Source organism: Agarivorans sp. Alg241-V36 (assembly GCF_900537085.1).
In the GTDB taxonomy this organism is placed as follows: Bacteria; Pseudomonadota; Gammaproteobacteria; order Enterobacterales; family Celerinatantimonadaceae; genus Agarivorans.
Map to the genome: position 1 here is coordinate 222,306 of NZ_UNRE01000005.1, position 12,837 is coordinate 235,142.

General features: G+C 45.6%; 10 protein-coding genes. 9 read left to right on the plus strand and 1 reads right to left on the minus strand.

Annotation, left to right across the window (positions count from 1 at the left end):
* The first annotated feature begins 46 nt into the window (after positions 1 to 46).
* The 3 genes from pdsO (at position 47) to G6R11_RS13000 (ending at position 3,705) form a co-directional block, all read left to right on the plus strand.
* Positions 47 to 787, plus strand: a complete 741-nt coding sequence (gene pdsO, locus G6R11_RS12990) for a sortase-associated OmpA-like protein PdsO (RefSeq protein ID WP_163133505.1) — start codon at positions 47 to 49, stop codon at positions 785 to 787.
* A 26-nt stretch (positions 788 to 813) separates the two neighbouring features.
* Positions 814 to 2,997, plus strand: a complete 2,184-nt coding sequence (locus G6R11_RS12995; protein WP_163133506.1) for a marine proteobacterial sortase target protein — start codon at positions 814 to 816, stop codon at positions 2,995 to 2,997.
* 87 nt (positions 2,998 to 3,084) lie between these two features.
* Positions 3,085 to 3,705 (plus strand): class GN sortase, encoded by a 621-nt coding sequence (locus G6R11_RS13000; protein WP_163133507.1) that lies wholly within the window; start codon positions 3,085 to 3,087, stop codon positions 3,703 to 3,705.
* A gap of 58 nt (positions 3,706 to 3,763) precedes the next feature.
* Here the strand turns inward: G6R11_RS13000 and G6R11_RS13005 are convergent, their stop codons facing one another.
* A complete protein-coding gene (locus G6R11_RS13005) occupies positions 3,764 to 4,840 on the minus strand; it encodes a DUF3179 domain-containing (seleno)protein (RefSeq protein WP_163133508.1) in 1,077 nt (358 codons plus the stop codon).
* A gap of 402 nt (positions 4,841 to 5,242) precedes the next feature.
* Here G6R11_RS13005 and G6R11_RS13010 point away from each other — a divergent pair, with 402 nt between their 5' ends.
* The 6 genes from G6R11_RS13010 to fhuB all read left to right on the plus strand — a co-directional run bounded on the left by G6R11_RS13010 (position 5,243) and on the right by fhuB (position 12,817).
* The gene (locus G6R11_RS13010; protein WP_163133509.1) at positions 5,243 to 6,109 is read left to right on the plus strand and encodes an AraC family transcriptional regulator; all 867 of its coding nucleotides are present in this window, start codon (positions 5,243 to 5,245) and stop codon (positions 6,107 to 6,109) included.
* A gap of 150 nt (positions 6,110 to 6,259) precedes the next feature.
* Positions 6,260 to 8,398 carry a TonB-dependent siderophore receptor gene (locus tag G6R11_RS13015; protein WP_163133510.1) on the plus strand — a complete coding sequence of 713 codons (2,139 nt, stop codon included), beginning with the start codon at positions 6,260 to 6,262 and terminating at the stop codon, positions 8,396 to 8,398.
* Between the two features lie 45 nt (positions 8,399 to 8,443).
* Positions 8,444 to 9,190 (plus strand): siderophore ferric iron reductase, encoded by a 747-nt coding sequence (locus tag G6R11_RS13020; protein ID WP_163133511.1) that lies wholly within the window; start codon positions 8,444 to 8,446, stop codon positions 9,188 to 9,190.
* Positions 9,178 to 9,948: an ABC transporter ATP-binding protein gene (locus G6R11_RS13025; protein WP_163133512.1), complete on the plus strand. Its 771-nt coding sequence runs from the start codon at positions 9,178 to 9,180 to the stop codon at positions 9,946 to 9,948. The genes G6R11_RS13020 and G6R11_RS13025 overlap by 13 nt, the downstream gene beginning before the upstream one ends.
* Positions 9,939 to 10,850 carry an iron-siderophore ABC transporter substrate-binding protein gene (locus G6R11_RS13030; RefSeq protein ID WP_163133513.1) on the plus strand — a complete coding sequence of 304 codons (912 nt, stop codon included), beginning with the start codon at positions 9,939 to 9,941 and terminating at the stop codon, positions 10,848 to 10,850. Before G6R11_RS13025 ends, G6R11_RS13030 begins: the two co-directional genes overlap by 10 nt.
* The gene (gene fhuB / locus G6R11_RS13035; RefSeq protein ID WP_240352467.1) at positions 10,847 to 12,817 is read left to right on the plus strand and encodes a Fe(3+)-hydroxamate ABC transporter permease FhuB; all 1,971 of its coding nucleotides are present in this window, start codon (positions 10,847 to 10,849) and stop codon (positions 12,815 to 12,817) included. Before G6R11_RS13030 ends, fhuB begins: the two co-directional genes overlap by 4 nt.
* Positions 12,818 to 12,837 lie beyond the last annotated feature (20 nt).

Below are 12,837 nucleotides of genomic sequence, written 5' to 3' on the forward strand. Positions count from 1 at the left end.
CACAAGCAAGCCCAATAAATTAAACACTACTGAGAAGGACATACTCATGAAAAAGCACCTAATTGCATTAACAGTTATCAGCACTTTAAGCCTTTCTAGCCAAAGCATGGCAAATAATGACACTCAACCAACAGAGCGTAACGGTAAAACAGAAATGATTGGCTTTGGTTCTGGTGCCGCGGTAGGCGCATTGGTAGGTGGGCCCGTTGGCGCATTTATTGGCGGCTTTACCGGCGTTTGGATTGGTAAGTCGGTGGCCGATGAAGAAGAGCTAGCCGCTCAGCAGCAACAGTTGGGCGAGCAGCAACAAGAGATAGACGTTCTCGCTAAGCGAAGTGAACAGCTTGAATCGTTAACCGAGCAGCATGCGCGAGTAAATGCACAGTTGTCGCAGCTCAAAATGGCCCAGCAGCAAAAGCTTGAAGAGCTGGCGATTGGTTTGAATGTGCAGTTTAAAACCGGCTCGTCTTTGATTGAACCTCACTTTAAACAACAGCTTGATGACGTGGTATACGCCATGAGTTTAGCGCCAGATTTAAAGCTAGATCTTACCGGTTACGCCGATCGCCAGGGTGACTCAAGTTACAACCAAGCGTTATCTGAGCAACGCTTAGCCGAAGTGCGCAGTTACCTGATAAACAATGGGATCGATGAATCTCGTTTACATTCTCAAGCCTTTGGCGATACCGCCCCGCTTAACGCTGAAGCAAATTTAGAAAACAACTTTTTTGACCGCCGAGTAACCCTAAAGCTGATGTCTGAACGAGGCATGTTAGCAGCACAATAAATCAACCAGCTAAAGGAGATAGCGTTATGAAACTAGACATGCTGCAAATCAGCACCCGCTTTTGCTATAGCCTCTCTTTTGGCGGCGCACTCATCGTATTATGGGCGGCATTTATGTCGCCCAGCCAAGCGGCTTTGTATAGCGAAGGCCAAGCCGCAGATGAGTTCGAACAAGCCAGCTTGGTTTATATCGACAGTAATGGCCAACGGCAACATAGCTTACCCTTGTCTACTGAAGTAGACATGCAGGTCTCTGGCATGACCAACCGAGTTACCTTGAGTCAAACCTTTGAAAACAATAGCGAAGACTGGGTAAATGGGACTTATATGTTCCCATTACCCAATGATGCTGCTGTTGACCAAATGCAGTTGATAATAGGCGAGCGCATCATTGAGGGGAAAATCCAAGAAAAGAAACAAGCCAAACGCACCTTTGAAACGGCAAAAAAACAGGGCAAGCGTGCTAGTTTAGTTGAGCAGTTAAGGCCAAATGTTTTTACTACTGCTGTCGCCAATTTAGGGCCAAATCAACGCTTGGTGGTGAAGATTTCTTATCAGCAACAGCTCACTTATCAAGATGGCGAGTTTAGCCTGCGTTTCCCCATGGTGGTTAACCCGCGCTATACCCCACAAATTTTTAAAGACCAAGTTAGAAAAACACTGGCAGACGAAAGTGAAATGCCCTTGTCTTTAGCCAGTTTGCTGCAAGAGCCCTATCAAGAGCTCAATAATAGCAGCGAGTTTAACCACGCTTATCAATTGTTAAGCCATAGCGCACGCCAGTATTCACAAGCTGCAACTAACAAGTCACTTCGAGCAAGTATAAAGATTGCGCTAAACAGTGGTTTTGAACTGGAAAGCTTAGAGAGCCTTTATCACCCTATAGATAAGAGCATTCGTAGCGATGGCACCATAGACATAAGCTTGCTCGATACTAAGGCCAATCGCGATTTTGTCTTAAAGTGGCGGCCGATAGTGGGTAGCCGACCAGAAGCCGCGCTATATAGTCAAACTGGTTTAACTCACCCAAGTAATCAATTACCGGCGAAAGATGACTACGCCCTGTTAATGCTGATGCCACCACAAGGTAAACCTGCCGATATTATCGACATTCCCAGAGAATTAATTTTGGTGATTGATACCTCTGGCTCAATGTCGGGCGAGTCGATGATTCAAGCGCGAGAGGCCTTGCATGAAGCGCTATCTGGCTTATCCGAGGGTGACTACTTCAATATCATTGAGTTTAACTCAAACTATCGCCGCTTTATGGCGAATGCAGTCAGCGCCAATGCCAGCAATAAAGCCAAAGCACGCCGCTTTATTAACGGCTTAAGTGCCAACGGCGGCACCGAGATGTTTTCTGCATTAAATATTGCGCTTAGCGATCCCAAGCAAGCTGCGACTAATGCCTTACGCCAAGTTATTTTTATTACCGATGGTGCGGTTAGTGATGAACAATCGTTGTTTGAGTTAATTGATAATCGCCTCGCTGATAATCGCTTGTTCACCATTGGCATTGGCTCGGCGCCGAACTCCCATTTTATGCAACGCGCGGCAGAGATAGGCAAGGGTACGTTTACCTACATTGGCAAGCAAAGCGAGGTTAAACAACAGGTCACCCGTTTGTTTAAACAGATAGCTCACCCTGTGGTGAGTGATGTGCAGCTTGCCTTTAGTGATGGCACCGTGCCTGAGTATTGGCCAAGCACCATTCCCGATTTGTACTTAGGCCAGCCACTTATGCTTAGCCTTAAGTTACCTAGCGGGGCGCATCCGCAGTTAGTGGTGAGCGGCAATATTGGTGGGCAGTTTTGGCAACGTAGCCTTAATTTGCAAACCAAGCAGCCAGCCGCAGGTTTAGATTTACTGTGGGCGCGGCACTATATCGCGGCCTTAGAGCTTAGCAATCGTTATTTATATGAAGAACGAATAGAAAAACAAGTACTTGCCTTGGCACTCAAATATCACCTAGTGAGTTCGCAAACCAGCCTAGTAGCAGTAGACGTGACCCCAGCAAGGCCAGCTAACCTACCCATGGTGAATAAGCAGATAGATGGCGGCATGCCTCATGGCTGGCAGCAACCAGCGGTGCTACCGCAAACCTCTACCGCTAGCCGTTTGTGGATGTTGTTAGGTGCAATGTTGTTAGCGCTTGCAGGGCTGTCATTTACGCTAAGGTCTAGAGCTTCTCAAGGAAAGGTTTCTATTTAATCTAGGTCGTCCATCTCTGAGCTACTGGCTAAAGCTTGCTAGCTCAGGCTCTTTCACTTTGCAGATAAACAGCGTTTAGGGAACATGATGAGCATAAGTTTTTTAGCCAAACACCCAGTACCTTGTAGCCTGTTTTTGTTGGGCATTTTGGTATTAGGCCACGGAGCTTATATTCAAGCAAAAGCATATTTGGCCCAGTTTTTAATTGCTCAAGCTTGGCAGCAAACCTTGGACGACCAGCAAGTTCATAAACCTTGGCAGTGGGCCGATACCTATCCGGTTGCCAAGCTGAGTTTTGTGACCAAACAAGAAAGCATAGGCTTTAAGCATCAAGTTGAGTCTGTTTATGTGCTGGCGGGGGCATCGGGTAGAACCTTGGCATTTGGTCCAGGTTTAGTACTTAGCGGGGCAAAAATTGGCGAGGTAGGCAACACCGTGATTGCTGGGCATCGCGATACCCATTTTGCCAATCTAGCAGCCGTAAACAAAGGCGACTTATTACAGGTTGAAGCGAGCAATGGCGAAATTTTGCTATATCAGGTGGTGAATACACAAGTTGCTCACCAAAGTGATACTCAGTTTATGGCGCCCAGTGATGATAACCGCTTAACCCTGATCACCTGTTACCCCTTCAACCAACTGAGTGGCGGGGCAGAGCAGCGCTATATAGTGGAAGCGCTGTATGTGAATAAACCCTCGGCTATATAGCTGAGGGCTGAAAAGGCCACTAATGCGGCCTTTAGTTGTTAAATTGCAATAAGCTTTGTTAGCTTAGCACTAGGGTGTTAGGGAAGAATTGCGTCCAAATACCATAGTGAACTCCATTATGAGTAGCGACCTGCTTACCTTCGCTGTTAAGCAACCTTACTATCTCACCATCACTTTCAATTTGCAGGGTTTCTCCGCCAAACTCAAAGGCAAAACCGTTATTCTTGCGAGCAAAGTTAGGGTCAATGGCAAGTTGCTGATGGCCGTTGTCATAGCCAAATATCTCTAACTTAGGGTTTAGGCGCGTATCGTCTAGGTTTAAGGTATCGAAGATAAAGTCTGGGTTCTCAATATTGCGTTGGTCTTTAAGTGGTTGTTCAAATAAACCTAACAATACTTCATCTAACAAACGCTCCATTCCATAAATGTATACTTGAGCATCAGGGTACATCTCTTTAGCCGTTTGCCACTCCATTTGAGTGTTAGGTAGTACCGACGTTTTGTGCTCGGTAAACTCAGACTGCATGGTGATTTGCTGGATGGCAGTACCATTATTAATGTCTTTAAACACTAGGTTGTTATGCACTTGGCCTAATACCTGTAGGTTTGACTCGCCCAAGCCATAGTCGGTTTCTACTACCATAGGCAAATTTGATAAACCACAGTAGGTAACGGCATATTCATTACCATCCTGTTCAAAGCCTGCAACGTGAGGCACTTGTAAATGATAGCGAGGGAAGATGTAGCTTTGCTCGCCCATTTCTACAACATAAACTCGTGAATCTTCTTGAGGGATCAGCGCGTCGGCTTGTTCAACCGAGTAATATTGAGCGCTAAATTGTTCTGTTGGAAAGGCCGTAGGCATGGCGTACGATTGCGCCCAAAAGGTGAGGGCAACACCAGCGGTGGATAATGCCATCCAAACCGGTTTCCAAGAGCGGGTTTTGGCATTGGCATACCACAACACCGCTAATGCAATAGCTTGACCAGTCCAGTAATAAGGCATGTAACGGAAGTAGTGCAAGACTAAATCTCTAGGAACACCAATAGTTTGCCCTGGTTCGGTCATTAACACCGCACAAAAAATAGCAAAGCTGGCTAACACTAAGGCGTATAAGTTAAAGAGTATTTTCATTGTTTCCCCTGGGTGCAATTGTTTTGTGCGCGCAGAGAGTCTAATCATCAATTGTGGGACAATGCCCGCCATCACTCTTGCACGCTAACTGAAAGAAAATGACAACCTTTGGTTGCCTAAATGCTTACAACGGGGTGAATTGTTACATAGTGATTGGTGGTGAATAAGCTGTATAGGTGAGAAGTATTGTTGCAAATTATGAATCAATATCGGTAGTTCAATATTGTGAACGGGGCTTAAATCAAGCAAAAGCTGTATACCGAAGAGCGGGTTACCTGCATCAACCAGACATTTTGGCTGGCAATTAACTAATAGCTTAAAATTAGACCACTGTTGAAAAGCCTAGGCAGTTCGTATTACCTTTAGGTCATCTTAAATATTCGATAGTGTAAGGGAACTATATTGTCGCATCTGTCACCTCAACTCATTCGCATTAATAAATTGCTGGCCTATATACACCAAAATATTGAGCAGAGTATGAGTGTGCACGATTTAGCGGCCCAAAGCTGTTGGTCGCGCTGGCAGTTGCAACGTGTTTTCCAAGAACTTACTACCAAAAATTTAGCCAAGTACGTCCGTGAGCAAAAACTAAGTCGAGCCGCAGAGCAGTTATTAGATGGGAATGCGCGCCTGACAGATATTGCCCTGCAATACGGCTTTAGTTCGGAAGTCAGTTTTAGTCGTGCTTTCAAGCAGCACTTTGGTGTAGCGCCCGGTGCATATAAACGCAGGGGCGAGCGTTTAGGCATTAGTGCGCCAATGGTGTTAATGGATAACTACCGCAGCCAAACCCAGCGTATGATAGAAGTGCGCATCGAGAGCCGTCCAGCGCTTGAGGTTTGGGGGGTGGCAGGGCAAATAGATAACTTATACACACCTCAAGCCGATTTTAAATTGAAGGTGCCAGCCTTATGGAAGGCTTTTCATCAATTTCACCCTGAGCAGCGTGAAGGCTTAACCGGTGTGGTGGATACCTTAAATATACATTCCAGCGGAAAATTAAATTATTTAGCCGGAAGCCAAGATCTTAAGCAATCCAACCAGCAGCTACAGTGCTGGCAAGTTCCCGAGCAGCTATATGCCATTGTTAGTCACCAAGGCCTTATTCAAGATTTAGCGGCCACCATTGACTGGTTTATTCACCAGTGGTTGCCTGAATCCCAGTACCAAGGTGTAGATGGTTATGAGCTAGAATGCTACCCCTCAAACTATCTACCACAGTCGCCGTCAGCGACTATGGAATATTTTTTGCCCATTCAAAAACGATGATTTGAATCAAGCTCAATTCACTTAGTCATATAAATCCGTCTTTTTGCACCAAATTGTTATGTTTTTAAAAAGTGATCCGTATAGAATTACAAATGAGAATTATTATCAGTATCATTTAACTTAAAACTAACAAAAGACAACAAACGGATCATGTTTAAAACTAAAATCACTACAATTGCTGCGTTGGTTGGCTCTTTATTGAGCGTGCCTGCATTGGCTCAAGAAGCCACTTCTACTGAAAAACAAGCAGATGAAAAGCTTACGGTGTTGGGTAAAACTTACCGTAACACGGCAACTAAAACCTCATTACTGCCTGAAGAAACGCCACAGTCTATCTCTACAGTAGACCGAGAAACTCTCGATCTTCGTGGGGTAAACTCTGTGTCAGAAGCTCTACGTTATGTACCTGGGGTGCATACTCAGTTGCGTGGCGGAGCGGTAAGCCGCTTAGATTTGTATAATATTCGTGGTTTTACTAACTATCAAAACTACTACGACGGTTTACAACTTCAATACAATGCGTGGAACTTGCAGCCGCAAATTGATGCATTTGCCTTAGAACAAGTTGAAGTATTTAAAGGCCCAACATCGGTACTTTATGGTGCTATGCCTCCTGGGGGCATGGTTAACTTGATTGCCAAGCGCCCAACTATGGAGCGAGCAACCGATGTAAGCGTTGCGTCAGGCAGCCATAACCTGTTAGAAGCAACGGTAGATTCACGCGGCCAAATTGGCGATAGCAATGTAGCGTATCGTTTCTTAGGTAAGGCTACCAAGCAAGACGGCATGGCGGATACCTCTAAGCAAGAGCGCTATATCATAGCACCATCTATTGATTGGCACGTAAGTGATAAAACACTAGTTAACTTTAATGCTTACTATCAAAATGATCCTCACGCCGGTATTTACACCACCATGCCAGCTTATGGCACGGTGCTAGATAATCCTAATGGCAAGCTATCGAAGAATTTATTCACCGGTGATGAAAATTGGAATAAATTTGAACGTGAATTTGGCTTGTATGGCTTTAAGGTTAACCATGAGTTCAATAGCAATTGGACCCTGTTACACGCCACTCGCTACCTAGATGCGAAAGCCTTACAGCACAATACCTACAACGTTGGGCTAGAGGCTGATGGTCGCACGGTTAACCGCCGCGCTTATTTAACCGACGAGACCTCAAAAGGCTGGACTACCGATACTCAACTAAATGGTAACTTTGTTACTGGAGTAGTAGAGCATAGTTTACTGATTGGTTTTGATTGGCAGCAATTAGATTCTGAGGTGACTTATTACGATGGCGCGACCACCTCAATTGATATTTACAACCCAGACAATAACCAGCTAAACCCTAATGAGGTTTACGATTACATTAAAAGTAATCCTGATTACTACAACCAAGTGAATAGCTATAAAACCACGCAAACGGGCTTATATATTCAAGACCAAATGCGTATCGAACGATTAGTTGTTATGGCTGGCGCGCGCTTTGACCAATACAAAAGTGACAGCGTTTATCATTTGGCGGGTGACTACACTGATACTATTGATCAAAATAATACCTCTTATCGCTTAGGTGGTTTGTACGAGTTTGATAATGGTATTTCGCCTTACATTAACTACGCAGACAGCTTTGAACCAACGCCAGGTACCGATAAAGATGGTAATGCCTTTGAGCCGTCTACTGGCAGCCAATGGGAAGGTGGTGTTAAGTACAACTCTGCAGATATGAGCCAAATGCTTAACTTAGCTGCTTTTCATATCACTAAAGAAGGCGCGTTAACACAAGATCCAGATGGTGCACCGCACAATCAAATCCAAGTGGGTGAGTCTGTATCTAAAGGCTTTGAAGCAGAGGGGCGTTGGTGGGCAAGCAGTAACTTGGATATTACCGCAAGCTATACCTATCAAAATGTTGAGATCACCAAAGATAACTCAGGTTTAGAAGGTAAAACACCGGTTTGGGTACCAGACCAACTTGCTAACCTTTGGGCAAACTATCACTTCTATAGCGGCAGCTTAGATGGCCTAACGCTAGGTGGCGGAGTACGTTACATCGGCGAAACCCAAATAGATGCTGCAAACAGCAGTACTGTGCCAGGCTATACCGTAGCCGATGTATCACTAAACTATGGCTTAGGTCGCTTGGGTAGTGGTATGGAAAGATCGGCAGTATCCTTGGCTGTGACTAACTTGTTTGATAATGAGTCATACAGTTGTTACGACACCCTAAATTGTTGGGCAAATGACGAGCGCCGTGTGGTTGCTCGAATTAAAATGGGCTTCTAAAAAAGGGTGATGGAGCTAGCGGCTTATCGCTAGCTCCAAGCAGTAATGACGGTAGATAACGACATAAAATATAATCAACTGCTGCAACAATTCGCTGTTGCAGCTTTTGAGTTTCTAAGCCCTGCAGAATCGGCTGAACAATGGGTGAGTAAAGGCACCAGTCAGAGCTTCGAGCAGTTGTATCAGTTTTGGCAGTTTCAGCACCCAGAAGCCGGCAAAATATATTGGCAAAGCCGCAGTTGGAGCATGTTAGCTTGGCAGCCAATTAGCTTGGCCTTAATTGCTTATTATCAAGTGCAAGCTAGTCCTGACTTTTCCCGCTTAAAGCAGCGCTATCACCTTGGTAATGTGTTTGGTTATCAGTTTGAACATTCTGAAAAAGCCTTATGGCAGCAATTTGATACGCCCTCACTACTGCGAAAATCTATCGCACAGTCCTTGCGAAGGGTGTTGGATCAATTACTCGAGGACTTTTCCCAAGTCACCAGAATTAGCCCTAGTACTGCCTATCGTAACATTAGCGATGGTTTGTTCGACATGATGTTAAGAGGAGCAAAAGCTAGCTCGCAGAGCATACAGATAGAGCAGCTAGAACATGAATTTAAACACTGGGTAGAAGATTTAGGCTTACCGCTTCAACCAAGAGCTCATTTATTTGAAGATACGGCAGATGAACTGCAGGTGGCTCGAGTGAGTTGTTGTATGGATTATAAAAAACAGCAGGGGCGCTATTGTGTTGGCTGTCCATGCGAGCCGAATCAAAAGCAGAACAAGAAAACATGTATCAATTAACAAACATCCACGTTGAACGTGGCAAAAGAACCATTTTAGCGATTGATGAACTTAGCATTGACCCTACTGCATTCACCGTGGTGTTAGGTCACAACGGTTCGGGTAAATCAACATTGCTTAATTTGCTCACTCAACAGTTTGCGCCGGAGAAGGGCGAAATTAGCCTAAACGGTAAGCCACTTAGTGATTACAAAGCCCGACAGCTTGCCCAGTTAGTTGCTTACTTGCCACAGCAGTTGCCGCAGGTGGCAGGCATGACAGTTCAAGAGTTATGTAAATTGGGGCGTTTTCCGTGGCGCGGCAGTTTTGGCCGCTGGCAGCCTGAAGACTATCAAGCTATTGAGCAGGCCATTACTCAAACTGATTTACTGGATTATCGCGAAAGCTTTGTTGATGAACTGAGTGGCGGGGAACGCCAGCGAGCGTTTATTGCTATGTTACTTGCTCAGCAGTCTCCTTTATTGGTGTTAGATGAGCCAACCTCTGCTCTAGATATTAGCCATCAATACCAGCTCATGGAATTGCTACAAACCCTAAATAAGCAAACGCAAAAAGGCATTGTGGTGATTATTCATGAGCTTAATTTAGCCCTGCGGTATGCCACTAATGTCATTGCACTTAAAGATGGAGAAGTGGCTTTTTCTGGCCCTAAAGCCTTGCTAGAAAACGAAAGCACTTTATCCGAGTTGTTTGCTAGCAATATTAAGTTACTCAATCACCCACAGGATAACAGCAAGGTCGCCACAGTATGTTTATAAAGTTTGTTGCCAAAGTATTGTTGTTTTGCTCGGTTGTTGCGGTGGCGAAGGCTGAAATTACGGTTGAAGATAGCTTAGGTAAACATTCCCTTAAAGCACACCCAACCCGCGTTGCAGCATTAAACTGGGATGTGGCAGAGCAAGTGCTTGAGTTAGGTATAAAGCCCATTGCGATGACAGATATCGGCGGTTATCAAGAGTGGGTCGTGCAACCCGCTGTGCCAGAAGGTGTGGTTGATATTGGTACTCGAACTGAGCCCAATTTATCCTTGTTAGCTGAGCTAAAACCCGATGTGATTTTGATTGCCTCACCGCAACGAGACTTAATGGCAAGGCTGTCTGCTATTGCCCCTGTATTGTTTTACCAAAACTATAGCGCTAAGCATAAAAATGCCGAAGCGGTGGTTGAAAACTATCAGCGTATTGCACAAGTGCTTAATCGACAAGAATTTGCCAAACAACGTTTGCAAGATATGCAGCAAGAGCTTGATGAGTTAGCGCAACAGTTGCGTGTGGCTTATAAGGAGCAGGTTCCAGAAGTTGCCGCGATTCGTTTTGCCAGTACCAGTTCGGTATACCTTTACGATGATAACTCTATTCCGGTTCATGCCTTAAATCGTTTAGGTATAGAGACCGCAATGCCAGAGAGGGGCAGCCAGTGGGGGGTCGCTAAGAAACGTATTACTGAATTGGCCAAAGTAGAGCAGGGCATGGTCTTGTATTTCGAACCTTTTGCCCATCAAAAACAGCTCGACAGTTCAAGGCTTTGGCAAGCCATGCCATTTGTAAAACATAGCAGAGTAAGCAGTGTACCTGCTACTTGGAGCTATGGCGGGGCAATGTCGATTTTGTATAACGCTCGCGCCTTAAGTCAAAGCCTATTGGAATTAGCGCCACAATGATCAAAGCCTATTTTATCGCGGGTGGCATGTTGCTAGCCGGCCTTGGTTTAAGTTTGATATTTGGTAGCGAGTTAAGTTTTCAGCGCCAGTGGCAATTAATTGGTGGTCTTGAACCTGAGCAATTTGTTGATTTTGCCTATCTTTATTCCCTATTGCCGCGCTTAACTATGGCTGTTTTAGTGGGGGCAAGCTTAGGTTTAGTGGGAAGCTTAATGCAGCAGATCACTCAAAACCCCTTGTTGTCTCCGCTAACCATGGGCACCTCGTCGGGTGCTTGGTTGGCCTTAGTTATGTTGAACTTATGGCTACCTTTAGACATTGCAGACTTGAGTGTTGCTGCGGCAATGCTCGGTGCTATGTTCGCAATGTTTTTGGTGATTGCTATTGTGGGGCTACGCAATCTTAGCGGTTTACCGGTTGTGCTGGCAGGCATGGCGGTGAACATTGTGCTTGGGGCAATTGCTACTGCGATCATTTTGCTTAATGAACAGTTTGCCACCAACTTGTTTATTTGGGGCGCCGGTGATTTAGAGCAAAACGACTGGTTTTGGCCGCTATGGTTAGCTCCACGTTTGTTGCCTGCAATACTAATCTTTGCGCTTGCTCCGCGGGTATTAAGTTTACTAAAGCTTGGTCAGCAGGGGGCTGCTGCTCGTGGCTTAAATGTTGTGCCAATGTTCATATTATTGGCAGTTGCTGGTGTTTGGTTAGTGGCTGCCAGTATTACTGCGGTGGGTGTTATCAGCTTTGTTGGTTTAATTAGTCCAAATATTGCACGACGGATTGGCGCTCGAAGCCCTAAAAACGAGTTGTGGCTAAGCTGTCTTATTGGCGCTTTGCTGCTAGTACTTACCGATTTATTAGCAAACTACTTAAGCACATTAATTGGCGACGTGGTGCACAGCGGCATTGCTGCTGCCATAGTTGGCGCTCCTATCCTGATTATTTTGTGCCAGCGACAACTGCGTGCGCAAGATCAGTTGTCCTTAAGTTTGCCTCAATCTAGGCTGCAGTGGCGCAATGCTTATTATATAGTTGCGCTTGTTGTTATCGCCATTGTCGCGCTGTTGTCTTTACTAGGCCAGCACAATGCCGGAAGTTGGAGCCTAGGGATCCCCGATGCTTTTAATTGGTTGTTACGCTGGCCTCGCTGGTTAACAGCGGTGTCTGCGGGGGCAGGCTTAGCGGTAGCTGGGTGTATTTTGCAGCGTTTAATTTTCAACCCGCTTGCCAGTCCAGACATTCTTGGAGTATCGGCAGGCGCCACCATGAGCTTGGTGGGCTTAAGTGTGGTGACCGGAGCCAGCATTTTTAGTGCTTCTCCTTGGGTGGCGGTAATAGGCAGTACTGTTGTGCTGGCGCTATTGTTTTTGTTCAGCACTTATCGCGGGTTTTCTCCTGCCAAATTAGTGTTGTGTGGGATAGCTTTAGCGGCACTAATTGAGGGTTTGGTTCATTTTGCCTTGGCTAGCGGTCAACAAGAAATATACGAAATACTGGCTTGGTTAGCTGGTTCAACGTATCGGGTAAGCCCAGAAGCTGCTTCGCGCTTAGCCGTGGTTAGTCTAGTGGTAATAGTAGGCCTATACATGTTGCATCCTTGGCTGAGCTTAATTTCGGCGGGTCGCTCGTTCGCTCAAGCGCGAGGGCTAGGGCTAACTCGCGCTTATCTGTTGTTGCTGCTGGGTGTGGCATTTCTGTGTGCAATGGTCACCGCGACAATGGGGCCGGTAGCGTTTGTGGGCTTGTTAGCGCCGCATGTTGCCATAATGCTAGGCGCTAGGTTGGCGAGACAACAGATTATTGTATCTGCCTTGGTTGGCGCACTGTTGATGTCGATTGCTGACCTAATTAGCCAATGGATTTTTTACCCGAGTCAGGTTGCTGCGGGTACTTTGGTCTCTATTATTGGTGGAGGCTACTTTATCGCGCTATTGGTGCGTGGTCAGCGTCAAGCTAGATCGTAATCAATGAAAATGAGAATTAC